We start from the raw sequence: 19628 nt of genomic DNA on the forward strand, positions 1-19628 counted from the left end.
GGGCACATTGGCCACCCCCCATTGAACTGGGTGCCGTGCAAAGGCCCCCCCCGGGGGACCCCCGTGTGTTCTGCGGTCGTGTGGGGGGGTGAAAAGCCGCCTCACAACGCGCTCATTCTGAAATTAAAGTGCGTTGGATGATCATGTGCAACGATTTCGCACGGGCAACGTTCACTATAAAACGTAATAAATAAGAGTTGTTCCGACATGAAGTTGTTCAGCTGTCAAAGCTGTGGTCAGATTCTTTTCTTTGAAAATACACAGTGTGAAGCCTGCAAGAGCAAGCTGGGTTACTGCACCGAGACCGCCACCCTGCTGGCGTTGAATCCGGTCTCAAACGGAGAAGGATGGAACCCCGTTGGGCAGGCGCAGGATGCCACCCCGCGTTTCCTCTGCACAAATGCGCAGTATGATGTGTGCAACTGGCTGGTGCCGGAAGGCAGTACGGATGCGCTGTGCCTTGCCTGCCGCTACAACCATGTCATTCCTGATCTGTCGAAAGAAGGAAATCTGGAACTGTGGCGGCGGCTGGAATATGCCAAACATCGGCTGTTTTATAGCCTTCTGATATGGAATCTGCCCATTCCCTCGCGGCAGGAAGATCCGAATGGCGGTCTGGTCTTCAATTTCCCGGAAGACCCCGAGAATGCAGACCCGTCCAACCGTGTGATGACGGGACATAATGAGGGCGAGATTGTTATCGCCCTACGGGAAGCCGACGATGCTGAGCGCGAGAAGATGCGTGTCGAGATGGGCGAGCATTATCGCACCCTGTTAGGGCATTTCCGCCACGAAATCGGTCATTTCTACTGGAATGTGCTGGTTCGGGATGCTGGCAACGAAGAAGCCTGTATCGCCATGTTTGGCGATCATTCGCAGGATTATGGTCTCGCCTTACAGGCGCATTATCAGAATGGTCCACCCGCAGGATGGCAGGAAAACTATGTCAGTTCCTACGCTACCACGCATCCGTGGGAAGATTTTGCGGAAACATGGGCGCACTATCTGCATATGGTGGATACGCTCCAGACAGCCGTCTCATTCGGCATAGCCGTCAATCCGAAGGCGGCGAAGGACGGAAGCCTGACGCAGCGTTTCAGTTTTGATGCCTATTCCGCGACGGAATTTGAGGAACTTCTAAATGCCTGGCCGCCTTTGACACTGGCAGTCAATTCGCTCAACCGGTCGATGGGACAGTCGGATCTTTATCCTTTTGTCATCACGCCGACGATCGCGAAAAAACTGCGTTTCATCCATGATCTGGTGCATCATCTCCCGTTGCAAGACGTGACCACCGGGCCACAGTAAGCCCCGTCCAGCACGGATTCTGCCCATGAAACTCAATGGGTGAGGCGGCTTGGCATTGCTTCGGAGGTCTGCGACACCTTAAAAGCTTCGGATGACGGGCATGATACCGATTGACGAGATGGTGGATGGACAGGGTGGGGTGCGTCCGCAATGGCGGCACCTCCTCAGTGTCATCTCGGAGCTGGGACATCAGGAATTGACGGGGCGCAGGCTCCAGATCGCGCTGGCGCTTTCCGACCAGACGGGCGTGCTCGTTCCTGCGCGTCTGACGGGGCAGGGCTTTCCATCGGCTGACATGCGTGTGAGCGCAGACGCGCTCGGCATGGTCTGTGACCCGATTCCGCTTATTCTCAAGGGGCATGAGTTCGCAGCTCTCGAAGCCGGTGTCGTGCAACGGGCCCGGCTGCTCGAAGCTCTCGTGAAGGATGTTTACGGCGAGCGTTCGGTGTTGAAGGAGCGCCTGCTTCCGCCATCGCTTGTCTGGGCCAATCGTGGTTTTCTCCGGGGTGGCCACCCGGATGGTGGGGAAAAGACCGGCCGGTTCATTTCAAGCTATGCCGTCGATCTGGTGCGTGAGACGGATGGGCGCTGGCGTGTTCTGGGCGACCGTGTTGAACGTGGCAACGGGATCGGGCTGGCGATTGAGAGCCGGCGCCAGATGGCGCGCGCCGTGCCTGAATTTTTCGGCGGCATGGAAGTCCGCAGATTGGGGTCATTCCTTGATCGCTGGCAGGACAGTATCCAGCACGCAGGTTTTTCCAACGAAGCCAACCCGAGTGTCGCACTTCTGACCTCCGGTCCTTCAAGCCCTCATTGGGGCGAGCATGTCATTCTTGCCCGTGAGCTTGCCTGTGCGCTGGTCGAAGCGGGTGATCTCACGGTGCGTGAAGGAGACCTGTGGCTGAAGACGGTGCGTGGGCTGCGCAGGGTCGATGTTCTGCTCATGCGTCAGGACACCACCTCCATTGACCCGCTCGAACTGGATTCCGACGGTCCCGGAGGTGTGTCTGGTCTGCTTGATGCGGCGCGCAGTGGCTCGGTAAAGCTGATGAATGACCCACGTGCGGGATTTGTCGAAGCAGTCGGCACCGCGCCTTTCCTGCCAGGCCTCTGTCGCCATTTTCTCGGTGAAGAGCTGCTTCTGGATAATATCGAGACGGTCTGGCTGGGAGCGCCGGGAGCAAGTGCTTTCATAGAGCAACTGCTTTTCCCGTCTGGTGGCACTGATTCTCTTCAGAGCGGGCGTTGGGCCATTACCTCCGCCTTGGGAGATGACCGGAAGGTTCACAGGCTTTCCGTGCTTGATTACAGCACTCGGGCGCGACTGTCCGAGGAAATCAACCGGAATCCATGGCGTTACAGCGCCTACAGGGAACCTCTGGCTTCGGTTTCCCCCACGGTGGGAGACAAAGGCATTGTGCCCCGGACTGTGGTGCTCCGACTGTTTGCCATTCATGACAATGACGGATGGAGTGTGCTGCCTGGTGGCATAGCCCGCGTGTTTGGGGCTGAGGAACCTGTTACGGTCGAACCGATCCGTGTTGCTCAGACCATCAAGGACGTGTGGGTAACGGTTGATGAGCATGTGTCCCCCAGAGAAGCCCCCCTGACGGCACATCATCGGCTGACCATCCGGCGTGCTCAGGGCGATCTGCCGAGCCGGGCCGCTGACGATTTTTTCTGGCTCGGGCGTTATCTGGAACAGATTGAAAGAGGCGCGCGACTGCTGCGTGTCGCGCTGGGGCATATTTCCGGGTCTGATCCATCCCCACGTGAACGGGCTGATTTCGACGTGCTTTCGCGTCAGATGCAGGAGATCGGGATTCTGCAGCAGCCACTTGTGCCGGGTTACGGCCTGTCGAGCATCGTGCGTGGTCTTTCGACGGCGGCGAGCGCCGATGGTTATTTCGCGCGGACGCTTCGCAAGATCACGCGTCTGGTGCCGGAACTGGCGGATCGCCTGACGCAGGATGTGCGTGATTACATCACCCATCGCGCCAATTCCCTGCTGGACAGGCTGGGGCAGCGGGCGCACCCGACGGATCTCGGCCGGGCGCTGGAACAGCTTGTTTCAATCTCATCCGAACTGCTGGTCTATAACGCGACTCTTTCAGGTTTTGCCGCAGAGAGCATGGTCAGTTCCGGCGGTCGGCAGTTTCTCGATCTCGGGCGTAGAATCGAACGGGCTTCCGGTGTGCTGCTCACCTGCGCCAGTATTCTCAATCAACCGGATGTTCATCAGCGTGGGCGCATGGAAGGAGCGTTGCGTCTCATGCTGGAGGTCGGAGACAGCGTGATTACTTATCGCTCGCGATATTTCAGTGTTGTGCAACCTGCGCCGGTTCTCGATCTGCTGCTGCTGGACGAAGATAATCCGCGTGGTGCCGGATTCCAGTTGGCCGCATTGAGGGATTCGTTTTCGGAACTGGCGGTGGAAAGCCAGACTATGCCGGAAGCCCAGCGGGCCATGTCTCTCGAACTGGCGGAATTTGCCGAAGGAATACGCGAGACGCTGGCCGGACTGGTGGACGAAGTGTTCCATGCCTCCAGTCAGGATGCTGCTGCCGCACAGTTGCCGCCCAAGCTCAAGGAAGTGCAGGCGGCGGTCATCGATCTGTCCGACCGCATCGGGCGTAGCTATTTTTCCGTTCTGAATTCCCCGCGGCTGGTGGGAATTGGCAATGAGACCGCTCTCGACGAGAGCGCGCTGACGCCATGATTTCCCGTCCCACAATTTACTGCGTGCGTCACACAACTTCGTACGCCTATGGCCATCCGGTAGATCTGGCTGCGCATGTGCTGCATCTGACGCCACGTGACTGCCCCGGGCAAAGAGTTCTGAAGACCAGTCTGGAATGTGAGCCACAGCCGGTCCGTCGGGAAACGGGGACGGATCATTTCGGCAATCGGATTGTCTGGCTCTTTCATGAAGAGCCTCACTCGCGATTCGATATCGTGGCGTTTTCGGAAGTCGAAGTGAGTTTCCCCGAGCTTCCACCTGTGGGCATGACATTGCCTTGGGAAGAGATTGTTGCTCTTGCGGCCAGCGATCCGGAGGTCTCTGAATATCTGTTCGAGGGCTCCATGTGCCCGACTTCTGCGCGGGTCGGGGACTATGTGGCACAGGATTTCCCCGTTGGGCGACCTGTGCTCGAAGGGTTACTTGCCCTTAACGAACGGGTTTTCCGCGAATTTCGTTTTCGTTCCGGTGTCACCTCTCTGCGGACAAAGCCGGAAGAGGTGCTCGATCGGGGGGAGGGTGTGTGTCAGGATTTCACACATCTCATGCTGAGCGGGTTGCGCAGTCTCGGCCTCCCTGCGCGCTATATGTCTGGCTATATCCGCACGCGGCCGCCTCAGGGGCAGAAGCGGCGGCTTGGGGCGGATGTTTCCCATGCGTGGGTAGGCGTCTGGCTCGGGCCTGACTATGGCTGGATCGGACTTGACCCCACAAACGGCATCGTCGTCCGCGACGAGCATGTGATTCTCGGTTGGGGGCGCGATTACGGTGACATCAGCCCTGTACGCGGGCTGATACTCGGAGGTGGCGGTGACACATTGCGCGTTGGTGTCGATCTGGTCCCTTGCGATGAATGGTATCAGGACCCGGAACTGATGAAACTCGGCGTTTTCCCGCCGTCCGCACTGGTGGAATAGCTGGTTAGGGCATCGCCAGTTCGACGGAAACGGGGCAATGGTCTGAAAGTGCCTTGGGTGACATGTCTGGTTCATGAAACGACATGACCCGCAGACTGTTGCGGACGAGCCAATCCCGCGCTGCCCCGCCGAGCACGATGTGATCGATGAAATATTCGCCGCCCCAGCATGGGCTTGCTTTCCCGGCAGTGGTCAGAAGAAGGGGCGCGGCCTCCGTCAGTTCATGAAAGAACGGATCACCTTCTGTCATGCGTCTGTTGAAATCACCGACAACCGCAAAAGGCTCGCCTTCGTCCTGCCGTTCCAGAATCCAGTCTGACAGCACCGCAAACTGACTTCTAAGGGTTGGGCATGCGTGCTGGCGTTCACTGGGCGGATTGTCCCAGCAACCGGTTTTAAGATGAATCACCAGAATGCGGAGAGAAGCTTTTCCATCTGAAACGGTGATGTCCAGCCCGCTACGCAAGGGGTGAGGCGCATTGGCTGAATAGACGTTCAATGCAGTAACATCAGGATTGCGCGTGACGGACAGTGTATCGCGCACGGCAACGCCAACTCTTTGCACGACAGGATCGTCTGTCAGGAAAAGCCGGTAGCCGGGCATGTTGAAAACCCGTGCAGCAGCTGGCAGGCCATCTGCTTCCTGAAATGCAATCACATCAGAATGCAGACGCGCAGCATATGCAGCGAGTTTCGCCATGTCAGTGTCATTACGGCGATACACATCGTCCGGGATGCTCTGGTCCTGCGCCGGACGGAGAGTGAGCCAACTCATGTTCCATGTCGTCAGTCGAATGGAATGTGCGCTGGCCGAAACGACGGACAGAGCCCAGACAACACCGAGAAGGACCGCGTGGACGGTCCTTCTTTTTGCAACAGATGTTTTCAGAATGTGACTGTCATCCAACTTATGCTGGTGCGTTGGATGCTTCCAGATGCTGAAGGGCTTCTTCAATGGAGATTGGCCGACGGCTCTGTTCGTCCAGCACAGCCACTTCACCTGAGCCGATATCGTAGAACCAGCCCTGCAGGATGAGTTCATTTCGCGTGAGAGCTGCCGCGACGGAGGGATGGGTGCGGAGATGCGCGATCTGGAGTAGCACATTCTGCTCGGCAAGGCTGCGCACGGTGGCGGGCCCGACATCGGTGCTGTTCAGTGCGCCGATCACTGCTTTTGCGGCTTCAGCGTTGCGCAACCATGATTTTACCGTTGGCATGCTATCGAGGTTGCCATCGGGTTTCAGGAGAGCCGTCATGGCGCCGCAATTGGAGTGACCGCAAACGATGATATTAGAAACCTTCAGGGCCTGAACGGCATATTCGATGGCCGATGATACGCCTCCAAGCATCTCGCCGTAGGCCGGAACGATGTTGCCAATATTTCGCAGCACGAAGAGCTTGCCGGGATCGGTCTGGGTGATGAGGGTTGGATTGACCCGGCTGTCCGCACACGCAATGAACAGCGTGCTTGGAGACTGTCCTTCTGCAAGTTCTTTAAAAAGCTCTTTTTTTTCAGGGAAAACGTGCGTGTTGAACTTTTCAACACCGCGCAGAAGGGCGATGAGGCTTTCCTTGGCGCCGGTATCGGCCATTGTATCCCTCTCACAAAAGATGGGTCATTTCAGGTCTAGTGAAGCGTAACACGCTGCACTTAAGCCTAAAAGCATCTGGTGTTTATTAAGTTCCGAAGGGACCGCAAATGTCATTGGCGAGAAATAGCAATGACATACAGGCGAAACCTCCTGTTTCAACTCCTGTTACGGTTCTTCTTGTTCTGTGACCTTTATCCCGCAATGTTTCGTAAGGGGCATGCCGAAACAGGGGTGGTGTCCCTGTCGGGAGGCATTAAGGCGGTCAGTCGAACTTGGAACGATTATGAAAGGAAGAGAGCGACCTACCGCCTGAGACCGCGCCGTATCGGTTGCCATGTCGATGCATCCTCCATTGAAGCGAGCCGAAGGTGTGGCTGAAATGATCCGCCCAACATGAAGGAGGGATTGAGGATCGTCGTTGCTGCCATCCCGATCAGCTTGCGGGCTGGGGAGCCTTTCGTGCTTACGGATGGTTTTGGGAATCTGCCTCATGCGCCCCTTGTGGGAGGAGAGGAAAAGATCCCGGAAACACTGGAATCCCTCCTTGTCATGCGACGGCGCGTGCCAATGGTTCAGGCGGATCAACTGCCAATCCGTGTTGTCGATGAGGGAGAGGCGGGGCGTTGCGTGGAGGTTCCCTATCTTGTCACCGCGCGGGCCGGTGAAAGCGAAGGGGAATGGACGCCCTGTTACGAATTCCTGCCGTGGGAGGACCAGCGGTCTTCATATGGTGAAACATTGCGCACCACCATCGGGGAAAGACTGATGCGTGTGTTTGTAGATGGTCATACGCCGGAAAGCGTCACGTTTCGCCGTAAACTGTGCGTACTGTTTGCGCTGGATGGGTTTTCCTGGCGGCCTGAACTTGCTTTTGAGCGCTGTCGCCTGCTGGTCGAGGCTGGGATCCTTCCTGATGAAGGGAGTTCCGGCGCAGCCCACCTTGCTGATGTCCGCTGTTATCGCTGGCTGGCTCAGGCACTCGGGCATCTCCGTAAGCCACTTCCTTCACTCAGTATGCCGGTCGAACTGATGCCGGAACGTTTCACAATTCCGCAGTTTCAGGCCTCTGTGGAAAGTCTGCTGGGCGAGGCGCTCGATAAACAGGCTTTTCGGCGACAGGTATCGAATTGTGGATTGCTGGAAGAGGCCGGAGGCATCAGCGACGAGATTTTTGGTCGACCAGCTCGCCTGTTCCGATTTCGTATGGATGTGGTCATAGCGCGTAATGCGCAGACGCTGACACTTGTTCTTCCTTTGTCGAATGCCGTGAGCCAGTCGGAAACGATTGAAAATCTTCTGTTTCCAAACACAAGCCTCTGGCCGGGCGATTCCTCTTCCAGCGAGCCATGAAACCATTCCCGCTAACCGTTTGCTGACTTTTCTCTGGAACAACAGGCTGTCGTTCGTCCTGTCCGATCGGGTCGCTCATCTCCCGAAATCGGTGTCGGTGTGCGAACCGCTGCCGAAAAGGAGCCATGTGCATGAACCAGTCATCGCGTTATGAAGCGCTTCGCGGACAGCCCGTCATTACTGGCGCCACGATCGCAGGCGTTCTGACTGCTCTGCATATGGGCGATACACCATGCATTCTGCTGTCTTCTACGCCGCACCCGGGTGTTGGTGTGTTGCCTCTGAACATGGCGGCTCTCCTGTCCGGCGATATTTCCGCCACAACATTGGCTGCCGGAACGATTGACGAGGGAGCGGGTCTCTCGCGGCTGGATGCTGTTCAGGGTATCACGTCCATGCTGGGGCAGGCGTTGTCGGAATTGGAACGCAGCGCCATTCTGCCAGCTCTGCTTGCCTGTGCCTCCCCAGAAGAGATGCATGCCGCGCTGATCTCGCTGCTGGTGAAGCGTCCGAACGTCACGATCATTCGCGCATCGGTCATGCGACGCCTCGTCATTGTGGAAGGGCATGTCAGAGGTGTCGTAGTGCATGCGGATGGGCAGAACTACATTTTTGATACGAACGCCGTGATTGCGACAGGGGGTGGAGCTGCGGGTCTTTTCGATGGACGGCTTGTTCCCGCAGGCGCTGCTGGATGGGATCTGGCCGTTGCGGCGCGGGCAGACGCCGTCCTTTCGGAACTTGAGTTCGTGGCCTTTCATCCGTTTGTGGTCACGGCAAGTGGCCAGAATTCACATGGTCTGGCGATCCCCGCAGGTCTGTATGGCGACAAGCCCATCGTCATCGATGAGCAGGGGCACAGTCTGCTGAAGAAAGATGAAAGTCGGGACGTGACGAGTGCGGAACTCACTTTGTGGCGACGTTCCGGTCACGATCTGTTTCTTGATCTGAGGAAGGTTTTATCCGGCTCCCCTCTTGCCGAGGGCAGGGAAATTGACCGGTTCATCCAGCAATGTGCGGCGCTGGGATATGATCCTCGGAGAGAAGCTCTTCCAGTCGAGCCAGCCGCTGCATTTCATATCGGTGGCATCAAGGTCGATATTTACGGCAGGAGTACGGTGCCGGGACTATGGGCATGTGGTGAAGCAGCCTGCACGGGTTTTCATGGTGGTTCAGTGCTGGAAGGTAACCCGCTTCTGGAAACGATCGTGTGCAGTGAGCTGGTCGCGAAGAATGTCCGCGATTCGATAAATGATATTTCTACACTGGATGTTTCCACTCTCACGCCGACGCTGTCGTTCGCGGAAGGTATGGCGGATGCGGTTCACGCGGCTGTAGTTTCGTCGCTTGGACCGGTGCGTGATGGTAAATCCTTGCGGCAGGCGCTTTTCAGTCTTTCGCGTTTTGCGGGCTATGACGATGTGGCGCTTGTGGCGCAACTGATGAGTCTCGCTGCTTATGACCGGGAAGAAACACGCGGCGCACATTGTCGCACTGACTTCCCCGAGGCCCGACCATCAGCACGTCATTCGGAATGGACGGAAAAGGAAGCTCCTGCGGCGGTATGGGCGATCGCGCAGGAAACGCATGATCTGGTCGTGCTGAATGATGGCTGTCAGAAATTTCTTCTGAATTCCTGACAGATGAAGCACCTCAGGCGAACAGGGAAGCGAACCGCTCTGGCTCGCGCCAGAATTCTTCCAAGGCTTCACCGTCCGGCGTAATCCCCACAGCGAGAAAGTCAGCCCATTGGGCAAGTTGCTTTGCGCTTGGGCACATTTCATTGCCAGTGGCCACGCAATATTCGGCCACAACCGGCAGTTCCATCATTTCGCGCCACCACCGCACGAGTACCAGACCTTCTTCATTCGGTTCTGTGCCGAAGGGCCCAAATGCGACGTAATCGACACCGTTTTCGCCAGCATGCATCGCGTCGTCACGGCTGAAACCGCAGGAGACGCCCAATTGCAGTTCATCGCCAAGCAGTCGTCGGGCTTCGGACGCAGTCGATGCGGGGACATGCGCTCCGTCACAGCCTGTCTCACGGGCCAGTTTTGGCAGGCCGTCCAGTATCAAAGCGACGTCATGAGACTGCACGATATCACGTATAGGCTGGATGAGTTGGATCAGTTTTTCTGGTGCCAAATCTGCCAGCCGTAATCGCACAGCAGCGACCGGCAGCGCACGCAGAGCTTTTTCCAATGATGGAAGGAAAGCTATTACTTCGCCCAGAGGAGGCGTCACGAGATAAGCCAGACAGGGCTCCTGTGTATCAGGCGGCGTGTCGTTCACTGGCTTTCTCCCATGGTCACTCCAGATATCTGGTGGCTGCTTATGGGGCGGAAACAAGATGCTGCCAAGCTGGGTTTTCGGGGCGGAGCGGGAGAACTGTTGCGCCGAGTGATCGGGCGAACATGATAACGGCCTGATTCTGCGGGGAGGCAGGGTCAAAAACAATGTGTTTCTGATTGCTGCCAAGAGCCGAGATGGCCCGTGCCGCCTGATTTCCACAATCGAGAATATCAACCAACTCGATGCTTGAAGGAGCCTCTGTCCGCAAACGGTTCATAAGAGTCATCCACCACGGGATGCCCATGGAGCAGGCTGCCTGCGGAGGAGACAGGATGACGACATTTCGCCTGTCATTTTCTCTGATGTCACGCAGAATGCTCAAACCCTGTTCGAGATTGAAAACGGTGAACATTGAATATGTCTCAGGAAATCGGAAATCTGTCTCGAAATGCGTCATTGAGTTGAGGATCATGCTTGACGTTCAATCCGTTGCAGGTGATTCTTGAACCGATATCCCAAGGACGTGCACAGGGCGGACTCAATAGTGTCGCAAACAAGCGAAGGCAGGTCAGAAAGTCTTTCAGCAGTCGATCCGGTTGCACGACTCCGTATTGCGCTCGACAGGATGGCTTTTGCGCTTGAGCATCGCAAGGAACGGCCCGAGCCTGTTCAGGAGCCGGTTGTTGTGGCTGGCCCGGATACGAGCGCCATGATTGCTGGGCTGGATGAGTTGATTCAGGAAGTGCAGGCTGTGCTGGCTGATATAGGGCCGATTGCTGTCTCATCGAAAGATGAAGCGCCAGAGCACGAGCAACAAGGGATTGAAAGCATTCCCACCAATGATGAGGAAAGCTGATCAATGCCGCAGGTGACTGTTCGGATTAATGGTTATGCCTATCAGATCGGCTGCGAAGTAGGAGAAGAGCGCCATCTTCTCGATATGGCGCAGGAAGTTAGCAAGCGTGTTGCCCGCGTGAGGGCGCTCGGGTTCAGCGGCGAGTCCAAGGTGCTGGTATTGGCCGCTTTGCTCATGGCCGACGAACTCTCTGATCTGACAGCGGAAATGGTGTCTCAGGAAACCAGTCGGGCTATTGAGCAGGGGCAGGCTGCCATTGCTGAAAATGCCCGAATTATGGAAAATCTTTCTTTTCTCGCCGAACGTGCGGAAACCATTGCGGCGGCGCTTGAGGCAGACTAGATTGAGTTTGTGGGGCTGCCCGACACGTCAGGCAATTCATCCCCTGGGCCGATAAGCACTTCCTCGGGAGCTGGCTCTGTCGTGATCCTGGTCATGTTATCTGGCGCCCACCTGCCTAAGCAGGTCCTGGAGGTTGTTAAGACCAACGGTCAGGGCGGCTCCACATTTTACACGTAAGTCCATGCAATCAACTGGTGATTCACCCGCTATCGCTGATGAGAAACGGGCCATACGTGCTCTCGTAAGAAACAGGCTCGGCGGTGTCGGGGCGGATAGGTCTGCGCTTCTCCAAGATCGGCTGCTCACCCGTCTTTCTGTTTTGCCTTCCCAGCGAATAGCGTGTGTGTGGCCATTACCCGGAGAGGCAGATCTGCGCCCTCTCTGCGCCACCCTCCATGATCGAGGGTGGGAAATTCTCCTCCCGGAAACGTCGCCCAAAGGCTCACCTCTGCGCTTTCGATGCTGGAACCCCGATTCGCCCATGCTTCCGGGACGGTTCGGAACCTGTCATCCGGACGGGGAAGAGGCTGTTCCCGATATCATTCTTGTGCCCATGCTGGCTTTTGATCGAAGGGGATATCGCCTTGGCTATGGCGGTGGCTATTACGATAGAACTCTTGCCAGTCTGCCGCATGCGCAGCCTGTCGGGTTTGCTTTTTCCGAACAGGAAGTGGCAAGGGTGCCCGTGGGGCCGTTCGACAAGGTGCTGCCAGTCATCGTAACAGAGCGGGAAGATATTGTCGGGCAGCTCTGATGCGATTGGTCTCCCGTCATAAAGCGGCTGGGGCCGTAAGGCAGGCAGGAGAAAAGCGTGCGTATATTGTTTCTGGGAGACATCGTGGGGCGCAGTGGCCGCGATGGTGTCACGGCCCGCGTTCCTGAACTCAGACGTACGCTGTCGCTGGATCTCGTCATCGTCAACGCGGAGAACGCCAGTCACGGCTTTGGCCTATCACCGGGGATCGCCCGTGATCTCATGGAGTGCGGCGTGGATGTCATCACGCTGGGCAACCATGCATGGGATCGCCGCGATCTGATTGGTGAAATCGAGGGCATGCCGAACATCGTGCGCCCCCTGAATTTTCCGCCGGGTACGCCAGGGCATGGAAGCACTATCGTTACACTTGCCGACGGCAGAAAAGCGCTGGTTGCGAATGTCATGGGGCGCCTCTTCATGGACGCGCTTGATGATCCGTTCCGTCTGACATTGGAACTGATATCGAAACATCGGCTGGGTGTTACGGTGCAGGCGGCTGTGATTGATGTGCATGCAGAAGCAAGCAGCGAGAAATGGTCGATGGGGCACGTGCTTGACGGCAAGGTGTCGCTGGTGATCGGCACGCATACACATACACCGACTGCGGATCACCGGATCATGGTCGGCGGCACAGCCTTTCAGAGCGATGCCGGTATGTGCGGCGATTATGACAGCGTCATTGGCATGCAGAAAGAAGCTGCCATCGCCCGGTTTGTCCGCAAGATGCCAGGCGAACGGTTGCAACCCGCCGAAGGTGAGGCAACCGTCTGCGGCCTGATGGTGGAAACCGACGATACGACCGGCCTTGCCCGCAAAGTCGCGCCGCTCCGCGTCGGCGGAATGCTCTCCCAGACCTGTCCCGATTTCTGAGCAGTCACTTGTGGTGGGTGAGACCCACGCGCAGAGAGGGATTGCCGGTAAAGGTTGAAGAACCGGTGTGGGAAAGCTGGATGCTTGTGTCCAGCCAGATTTCGCCCCCGATGTCCCGCCAGCGCTTGCAGAAGGCGAAATCCTCACTGAGATACGTGCCCGTATCCGGGTCAATCATGCAATCGAACAGCGCATATGCGGCATCAGCCGTTATGGGGCTGGAGTCGGTCTGGCCAACAGGGGCATCGATCCGGCTGTAACGGGTCTCGGGGTAGGCTTCGATCATGCGTGTGATCGTATTACGGCTGATGAGCATGAACCCCGTGCCCGCATAACCCGCTTTGACGAGGCCGTGCTGTTCCGGGGCGGTCTCATGCAGGGAAACGCTCTCGCCCACATAGCGCAGCGAAGCCGTGTCCGCAGGTTCGCCTTTCTCAGTGAGAAGGGTGGTCAGCTTGTCCCAGTAACGGTCCTTCAGAGGGTAAAGGCCAGCGACAACATCCTTTTCCGCAGCCACGAGACGGGGCAGGGCATCCGGGGCGAAACTGATGTCACTGTCCACAAAAAGCATGTGGGTCGCATCGCTCTGGGCATAGAACTGATGCAGCAGCGTGTTACGGGAACGCGTGATCAGCGCATCATTGCCGACAAGCGAAAGGGTCAGTTCGATCCCATGCTGCTGGGCGGTTCCCATGCAGCCGATGATCGACTGCATGTAATTCTGCGTGACCAGCCCACCGAAGCATGGCGTGGCGATGAAAACATGCGGAGAGGAAGGAATTGCGGACACTCTGTGAAGCCTTGATCTGTTCGGGTCACAATAGCGTCAGTCGGTTTCAAAGCGTTTAACGCTGAATCACGATGGAAGAAGCATGTTGGCGAGCGACGGAATGTCCGTGATGCGCCGTGCCTTGCTGCTTGCATCCTTGGCGTAAACCGCGACGCCGTAGCCCCATTCCGCGAAAATGGAGCGAACGCCAGCACTGCGGGCGGCGAGAATGTCGTTGGAATGATCCCCGATCATGATCGACCGGGCCGGCGTGCCGCCTGCCTGCCTGATGGTGCCGATAAGGTGCCCTGCATCCGGCTTGCGTGTCGGGAAACTGTCGCCTCCTCCAACCGCAGCAAAATCGTCCAGTACGCCAAATGTGCGAAGAATATCGCGTGCCGCAGCGACCGGTTTGTTGGTGCAGACCGCTAGTTTCCAGTTCTGGGAAAGGAGTTTTTCGAGGGTTTCCTTCGTTCCCGGAAACAGTCGGGATTTCTCTGTCACGCGGGGGGCGTACAATTCCATGAACCGGGCGGTGGCGCTCTTGCGGTTGATGGTAGCTGCCTGGGGACCGGCATTGTCGAGCGCCCGTTCCACCAGAACCGCCACGCCATCGCCAATCATGCGGCGGACTGTGTCCTGCGGCGGAGCGGGCAAACCATATTCTCCAAGCAGTAAAGCCACGCAGTCCGTGAGGTCGGGGAGGGAGTCCACAAGAGTGCCGTCGAGGTCGAAAACCGCCAGTCTCATCAGGATGTCCTTCACGGCAAAAGAGGTCTGGAAAACCAGAGTAACGTGAAGTGAAAAGCGATTTCGTGCCAGTGGATTTGACACTGTTCCGTCACTGGCTTACCGCCTCGATATTATGACCGCATCCTCTACAATCCGCCCTTCCACCGCTGTCCTTCTCGCTGCCGGTCTCGGCACGCGCATGCGCTCCTCGCTGCCGAAAGCGCTGCAACCACTGGCTGGCCAGCCCATGCTGAGCCATCTGATTGCCAGCGCGGCCTCCGTGTTTGACCGTGTTGTGGTGGTCATCGGGCCGGACATGGATGATCTGGCGCGTTGTGCCGCCCCCCATGCGACGGTCATTCAGCATGATCGGCTCGGCACGGCGCACGCGGCCCTTCAGGCGGAAAACCTGTTTGGCGACGGGGATGTGGCTGTTCTGTATGCGGATAATCCGCTCATCACGCCGGAGACGCTGCGTCGTCTGCTTGATACGCGTCGGAGTAAGACTGCCCCCACCGATCTGGCGCTGCTCGCCATGCGCCCTGCCAATCCGGGGCGTTATGGTCGCGTCCTGCTCAATGCAGATGGAACGGTTGAGAAAATTGTTGAATGGGCGGATGCGACAGAGGCCGAGCGCGCGGTTGGGTTGTGTAATGCTGGAGTGTTCTGTGCTGATGCGACCCGCTTCCACGAGTGGCTGCACAAGGTCGGCAACGCGAACAGCAAGGGTGAGTATTATCTCACGGATGTCGTCGGTATCGTGCGCGACGAAGGTGGCATCATCCGTGCGGTGGAAGCGCCAGAGAGTGAACTGCTCGGAGTGAATTCCCGCGTGGAACTGGCGGAAGCGGAGGCGACGGTGCAACGTCGCCTGCGTCGCGAGGCGATGGAACGGGGCGTGACGCTGACCGCGCCGGAAACGGTGTTCTTCTCGTTTGATACTATTCTGGAACCCGACGTGGTCGTGCAGCCGAATGTGGTGTTCGGTCGCGGCGTGACCGTGCGTTCAGGTGCCGAAATTCGCGCGTTCAGTCATCTCGAACAGTGTGAGGTCGGTCCGAAGTCGCTGGTCGGACCTTATGCCCGCCTGCGTCCCGGCACGAAGCTGGGCGAGGGCTGCCATGTCGGCAATTTCGTTGAACTGAAGGCCGCGACGATGGGGGATGGCGCGAAGGCCAACCATCTCACTTATCTGGGCGATGCCAGTATCGGGCCGGCGACCAATGTCGGGGCAGGGACGATCACCTGCAATTACGATGGGGTTTTCAAGCACCGTACGACCATTGGCGCGAATGCGTTCATCGGCTCTGATTCCATTCTCGTGGCCCCGGTGATGATTGGTGATGGCGCGCTGGTCGCGGCGGGTAGTGTGATCACGCAGGATGTGGAACCGGACGCGATGGCGGTTGCGCGCGGCGTGCAGACAAATAAAACCGGTTGGGCCGCGCGCTTCCGTGCGGCGCTTCGGGCAAAGAAGGAACAGGGCTGATGTGCGGTATCTGTGGCGTCGTAGGACACAGACAGGCAACCCCGATTGTCTTTGAAGGTCTGCGCCGTCTGGAATATCGCGGTTACGACTCAGCCGGTGTCGCCACTCTGAAACAGGACGGCCACATCGAGCGTCGTCGTGCGGCGGGCAAGCTGGATAATCTGGGCAACGTGCTTGAGAAAATGCCTCTGCACGGCAAAACGGCCATCGGGCACACGCGGTGGGCGACCCATGGCGCACCGAATGAGACAAACGCGCATCCGCATGGCACGGCCCGCGTGGCGATCGTGCATAATGGCATCATTGAGAATTTCGAGACGCTGCGGAGTGAACTCGAAGCCGAAGGGCAGAGTTTCGAAACGGAAACCGACAGCGAGACGATCGCCAAACTGGTCGATCACCACCTCGCCGCTGGTCAGTCTCCCAAGGATGCTGCCTTCGCTGCTTTGCAACGTCTTGAAGGCGCCTATGCGGTCGCGATGATTTTTGCCGAGCATGAAGGGCTGATGATTGGTGCCCGTCATGGTGCGCCGCTGGCTGTGGGATTCGGGGAAGGGGAGATGTTCCTCGGCTCCGACAGTCTGGCTCTGGCACCACTGACCCGTCGCATCGCCTATCTTGATGATGGCGACAAGGTTATTCTCAGCCGCGAAGGCGCGGAGTTTTTCGATCATTCAGGCAAGCGGGTCGAACGCACGATCCAGACCACGGCCCTTGTTGCTGGTGCGGTCGGCAAGGATGGTTACCGTCATTACATGGAGAAGGAACTGCACGAGCACCCGCTGGTGATCGGTCAGACTCTCCAGCGCATGATCGATCCGGCGACCCGCAAGGTCGTGCTGCCGGACATGCCGTTCGATCTCGCCTTGCTGCCTCGCGCTGTGATGAGCGCCTGTGGTTCGGCTTTTTATGCCAGTGTGGTCGGTCGTTACTGGCTGGAAGAAATTGCCCGTCTTCCGGTGGATATCGATGTGGCCAGCGAGATGCGTTATCGCAATCCGCCGCTCACGCCGGGTTCTCTCGGTATCCTGATCTCCCAGTCGGGAGAAACCGCTGACACGCTTGCCGCCATGCGCGGCCTGAAGCAGGTGGGGCTTCCGATCCTTTCCGTTCTCAATGCAGAGCACAGCAGCATGGCGCGCGAAAGCGATGTCGTGCTTGGAACTGTGGCGGGACCGGAGATTTCCGTGGCCTCCACCAAGGCCTTCACGGCCCAGCTTACCGTTCTGGCCTGCCTGACCATCGCCATTGCCCGCGCCAAAGGCACACTTGATGAGCAGGGTGAGGAGGAACTGGTCACGGCGCTTCTGGACCTTCCCAGTCGCGCGGCTGAAGTCTTCACGCATGGGGATGCGATCCGCAGGATGGCGTCTGTCGTCGCCGAGGCGCGGGACGTGCTCTATCTCGGTCGCGGCAGCGGTTATCCCGTCGCCATGGAGGGCGCGCTTAAGCTCAAGGAAATCTCCTACATTCACGCCGAAGCCTATGCGGCTGGTGAAATGAAGCATGGACCGATTTCCCTGATCGACCGCACGGTTCCCATTGTGGCGACTGCCCCCTCGGGCGTTCTGTTCGACAAGACCCTGTCAAACCTTCAGGAAGCCAAGGCTCGTGGTGGTCGGCTGCTGGCCTTCACGGACGAAGTGGGCGTAGATCGTCTGTCCACCATAGCGGAACAGACGATTGCTCTCCCGAAAGTCCACCCGTTCGTCACGCCCATCATTCAGACGATCGGGGTGCAGATGCTGGCGTATGAGACGGCTCTCCTGAAGGGCACGGACGTGGATCAGCCGCGTAATCTGGCGAAATCCGTAACGGTTGAATAACCAAGCTTTACGGTTGTTTTACCATTGAGCAGCCAAACTGTGATCAAGTGTGATCGCGGTCTGGCTGGACCGTTTTTGTGTGCGTTTCTAGTAATAAATGAAATGGCAATGGCTGGCGGGTAACGGCGTCGGCTATCCGTTTTTCTGCGAAATAATTCCGTCATGCGTATTTCTGTTGCTTTTCGGGAGCCTTGCCCGTAACGAACACCGCCCGTTGCGCCTTTCCCTTTAATTGACAACATAGTTGCAGGTTATGACCCCGAAGGAACTTTTCACCGGCATGGCGCTCGCATTCGGTGCGTACGCTTCCTTCTCCATCAGCGATGCCTTCTCGAAACTGCTGGCTGGAAGTCTCGATCCTTTCGAGGTCGCTTTTTCCGGAGGCGTTTTTGGCTTCCTGATCCTGCCTTTCATCAGGCAATCGGGAGAGTCCTATCTCGATATCGTGCGCCCGCAACTGTGGGGCATGTGGATATTGCGGGCTTTCTGCGTATTCGTCGCGACAGCGGCGAGCGTAGAGGCATTCATGCTGCTTCCGATGCCGGAAGCGCTGTCACTGATGTTCCTGATGCCGCTTTTCGTAACCATTCTCTCAGTCGTGCTGCTGAAGGAAAAGGTGACGTTCTGGGCATGGCTCGCAGTTTTTCTTGGATTTACGGGCGTTCTCATCGTTCTCCGTCCCGGTTTCCGCGCCCTGCATTTCGGCCATTTCTGTGCACTTCTGGCGGCTTTCGCCAATGCAGGCAGCGTGATTGCCTATCGTCTGGCTGATCGGGAAAAAACGCGTCTGTCGCTTTTCGGCTCAAGCCTGATCGGCCCACTGCTCGGTAACGGCCTGCTGATGGGGGTGCACGCTACTTGGCCAGCCACCATGGTCGACTGGATCTATCTGTTCGGCTACGGATTTCTCGCCGCACTGGGCCAGTTGATGATGATGATGGCCACCGCGCGTGCGCCTGCCAATCGCGTGGCCTTGCCGCAATACAGCCAGATGGTCTGGGGCGTGGTGCTCAGCTATGTGGTTTTCCATGAACCGCTGGATCGTTGGACGATCATCGGTATTTCCGTGCTGATGTTCTCGGGCGTCCTGAACTGGATCCGCCAGCGTATCCGCTACGAGCGGATGGCCATGCGGGAGAGGAAAGCCAGAAAAGCGGCGCTGGCAGCGGCAAAGGAAAAAGCTGCGGCTGCCGCAAGAGCATCCATTGTCCTGAAGCCAGTTCGGCACTGAACGAACGATAAGGAATCCGGACCACGGTATTATGGTCCGGATTTTTTCGTCCAAAATCAGATCGCCATATTGCTCATGAGTTCAGCAGCGGCGATGCTTCTTTCATGAAAAGGGGCGCTGACTTTTTTGGTGAGATCGATGCAGGCCTGACTGATCTTGCTGCACTCCGCTACCGTCGTGGATGCCACGCGGTTTGCGATGTCGGCCTCAAGTTCCAGACGCTCTTTCAGACTTTTTGACGCAGCAAAAGCGCGGATGTTCGATAGGCCTTCGGAAAAGGCGGCCTCATTTGCTTTTGCAATCTGTCTCAGAATTTCCTGTGAGCCAGTGAAAAAAGTCTGAGCGGAAAGAGTATAGGCCTCAATCAGACTCTGATTGAACATGATCACCTGTTTCATGCTTTTCATCACACGTTCGGCAGCATGAACCTGCGCTTCGGCAGCGGCGGCTGTAGTGTGATGAGCAGAAGAGGCGCGGGATTCTGTAGGCTTCTTGGTTTCAGGCGCTACTGACATTGCGGAATTCCTTATGTTGGAAATGAAGGTTCCTCCAGAGAG

Annotated in this window: 19 protein-coding genes and 1 other RNA gene; 13 read left to right on the top strand and 7 right to left on the bottom strand. The window is 57.5% G+C overall.

Annotated elements, in window-relative coordinates:
* The first annotated feature begins 207 nt into the window (after nucleotides 1–207).
* From ABF824_RS04755 to ABF824_RS04765, 3 genes are all read left to right on the top strand, one after another.
* On the top strand, nucleotides 208–1308 hold the full coding sequence (locus ABF824_RS04755; RefSeq protein WP_415486741.1) for a putative zinc-binding metallopeptidase: 1101 nt from the start codon (nucleotides 208–210) through the stop codon (nucleotides 1306–1308).
* 100 nt (nucleotides 1309–1408) lie between these two features.
* Nucleotides 1409–4027, top strand: coding sequence for a circularly permuted type 2 ATP-grasp protein (locus ABF824_RS04760; protein ID WP_415486742.1), 2619 nt, complete (start codon nucleotides 1409–1411; stop codon nucleotides 4025–4027).
* Nucleotides 4024–4965, top strand: a complete 942-nt coding sequence (locus ABF824_RS04765) for a transglutaminase family protein (protein ID WP_415486743.1) — start codon at nucleotides 4024–4026, stop codon at nucleotides 4963–4965. Before ABF824_RS04760 ends, ABF824_RS04765 begins: the two co-directional genes overlap by 4 nt.
* Before the next feature lie 4 nt (nucleotides 4966–4969).
* Here ABF824_RS04765 and ABF824_RS04770 read toward each other — a convergent pair whose 3' ends face one another.
* Together ABF824_RS04770 and ABF824_RS04775 are read right to left on the bottom strand one after the other, a co-directional pair.
* The gene (locus tag ABF824_RS04770; protein ID WP_415486744.1) at nucleotides 4970–5740 is read right to left on the bottom strand and encodes an endonuclease/exonuclease/phosphatase family protein; all 771 of its coding nucleotides are present in this window, start codon (nucleotides 5738–5740) and stop codon (nucleotides 4970–4972) included.
* Nucleotides 5741–5873: 133 nt separating this feature from the next.
* Nucleotides 5874–6557: a carbonic anhydrase gene (locus ABF824_RS04775; RefSeq protein WP_415486745.1), complete on the bottom strand. Its 684-nt coding sequence runs from the start codon at nucleotides 6555–6557 to the stop codon at nucleotides 5874–5876.
* A gap of 393 nt (nucleotides 6558–6950) precedes the next feature.
* Between ABF824_RS04775 and ABF824_RS04780 the strand changes: the two genes are divergently transcribed.
* Complete coding sequence (locus ABF824_RS04780; protein WP_415486746.1) at nucleotides 6951–7907, top strand: NrtR DNA-binding winged helix domain-containing protein; 957 nt, start codon at nucleotides 6951–6953, stop codon at nucleotides 7905–7907.
* Between the two features lie 131 nt (nucleotides 7908–8038).
* Complete coding sequence (locus tag ABF824_RS04785) at nucleotides 8039–9547, top strand: FAD-binding protein (RefSeq protein WP_415486747.1); 1509 nt, start codon at nucleotides 8039–8041, stop codon at nucleotides 9545–9547.
* Nucleotides 9548–9560: 13 nt separating this feature from the next.
* Here the strand turns inward: ABF824_RS04785 and ABF824_RS04790 are convergent, their stop codons facing one another.
* Complete coding sequence (locus ABF824_RS04790) at nucleotides 9561–10199, bottom strand: thiamine phosphate synthase (RefSeq protein ID WP_415486748.1); 639 nt, start codon at nucleotides 10197–10199, stop codon at nucleotides 9561–9563.
* A 40-nt stretch (nucleotides 10200–10239) separates the two neighbouring features.
* Nucleotides 10240–10611 carry a hypothetical protein gene (locus tag ABF824_RS04795; RefSeq protein ID WP_415486749.1) on the bottom strand — a complete coding sequence of 124 codons (372 nt, stop codon included), beginning with the start codon at nucleotides 10609–10611 and terminating at the stop codon, nucleotides 10240–10242.
* 132 nt (nucleotides 10612–10743) lie between these two features.
* Here ABF824_RS04795 and ABF824_RS04800 point away from each other — a divergent pair, with 132 nt between their 5' ends.
* The 5 genes from ABF824_RS04800 (at nucleotide 10744) to ABF824_RS04820 (ending at nucleotide 13024) form a co-directional block, all read left to right on the top strand.
* A complete protein-coding gene (locus ABF824_RS04800; RefSeq protein WP_415486750.1) occupies nucleotides 10744–11055 on the top strand; it encodes a hypothetical protein in 312 nt (103 codons plus the stop codon).
* A 3-nt stretch (nucleotides 11056–11058) separates the two neighbouring features.
* Nucleotides 11059–11397 (top strand): cell division protein ZapA, encoded by a 339-nt coding sequence (locus ABF824_RS04805; RefSeq protein ID WP_415486751.1) that lies wholly within the window; start codon nucleotides 11059–11061, stop codon nucleotides 11395–11397.
* 9 nt (nucleotides 11398–11406) lie between these two features.
* A non-coding RNA gene (gene ssrS / locus ABF824_RS04810) (6S RNA) lies at nucleotides 11407–11562 on the top strand.
* Between the two features lie 16 nt (nucleotides 11563–11578).
* The gene (locus ABF824_RS04815) at nucleotides 11579–12151 is read left to right on the top strand and encodes a 5-formyltetrahydrofolate cyclo-ligase (protein ID WP_415486752.1); all 573 of its coding nucleotides are present in this window, start codon (nucleotides 11579–11581) and stop codon (nucleotides 12149–12151) included.
* A 57-nt stretch (nucleotides 12152–12208) separates the two neighbouring features.
* Entirely contained in the window at nucleotides 12209–13024 is an 816-nt protein-coding gene (locus ABF824_RS04820; RefSeq protein WP_415486753.1) for a TIGR00282 family metallophosphoesterase, read from the top strand.
* Between the two features lie 4 nt (nucleotides 13025–13028).
* Here the strand turns inward: ABF824_RS04820 and ABF824_RS04825 are convergent, their stop codons facing one another.
* Nucleotides 13029–13814, bottom strand: a complete 786-nt coding sequence (locus ABF824_RS04825) for a hypothetical protein (RefSeq protein ID WP_415486754.1) — start codon at nucleotides 13812–13814, stop codon at nucleotides 13029–13031.
* A gap of 66 nt (nucleotides 13815–13880) precedes the next feature.
* Complete coding sequence (locus ABF824_RS04830; protein ID WP_415486755.1) at nucleotides 13881–14543, bottom strand: HAD-IA family hydrolase; 663 nt, start codon at nucleotides 14541–14543, stop codon at nucleotides 13881–13883.
* Between the two features lie 115 nt (nucleotides 14544–14658).
* Here ABF824_RS04830 and glmU point away from each other — a divergent pair, with 115 nt between their 5' ends.
* The 3 genes from glmU (at nucleotide 14659) to ABF824_RS04845 (ending at nucleotide 19071) form a co-directional block, all read left to right on the top strand.
* Nucleotides 14659–16014: a bifunctional UDP-N-acetylglucosamine diphosphorylase/glucosamine-1-phosphate N-acetyltransferase GlmU gene (glmU, locus tag ABF824_RS04835; RefSeq protein WP_415486756.1), complete on the top strand. Its 1356-nt coding sequence runs from the start codon at nucleotides 14659–14661 to the stop codon at nucleotides 16012–16014.
* Nucleotides 16014–17840, top strand: coding sequence for a glutamine--fructose-6-phosphate transaminase (isomerizing) (glmS, locus tag ABF824_RS04840; protein ID WP_415486757.1), 1827 nt, complete (start codon nucleotides 16014–16016; stop codon nucleotides 17838–17840). Before glmU ends, glmS begins: the two co-directional genes overlap by 1 nt.
* 280 nt (nucleotides 17841–18120) lie before the next feature.
* Nucleotides 18121–19071 (top strand): DMT family transporter, encoded by a 951-nt coding sequence (locus ABF824_RS04845; RefSeq protein WP_415486758.1) that lies wholly within the window; start codon nucleotides 18121–18123, stop codon nucleotides 19069–19071.
* A 56-nt stretch (nucleotides 19072–19127) separates the two neighbouring features.
* Here the strand turns inward: ABF824_RS04845 and ABF824_RS04850 are convergent, their stop codons facing one another.
* Entirely contained in the window at nucleotides 19128–19586 is a 459-nt protein-coding gene (locus tag ABF824_RS04850) for a phasin family protein (protein ID WP_415486759.1), read from the bottom strand.
* Between the last annotated feature and the right edge of the window lie 42 nt (nucleotides 19587–19628).

The sequence above is a fragment of the Acetobacter sp. genome (assembly GCF_047721705.1).
Classification (GTDB): Bacteria; Pseudomonadota; Alphaproteobacteria; order Acetobacterales; family Acetobacteraceae; genus Acetobacter.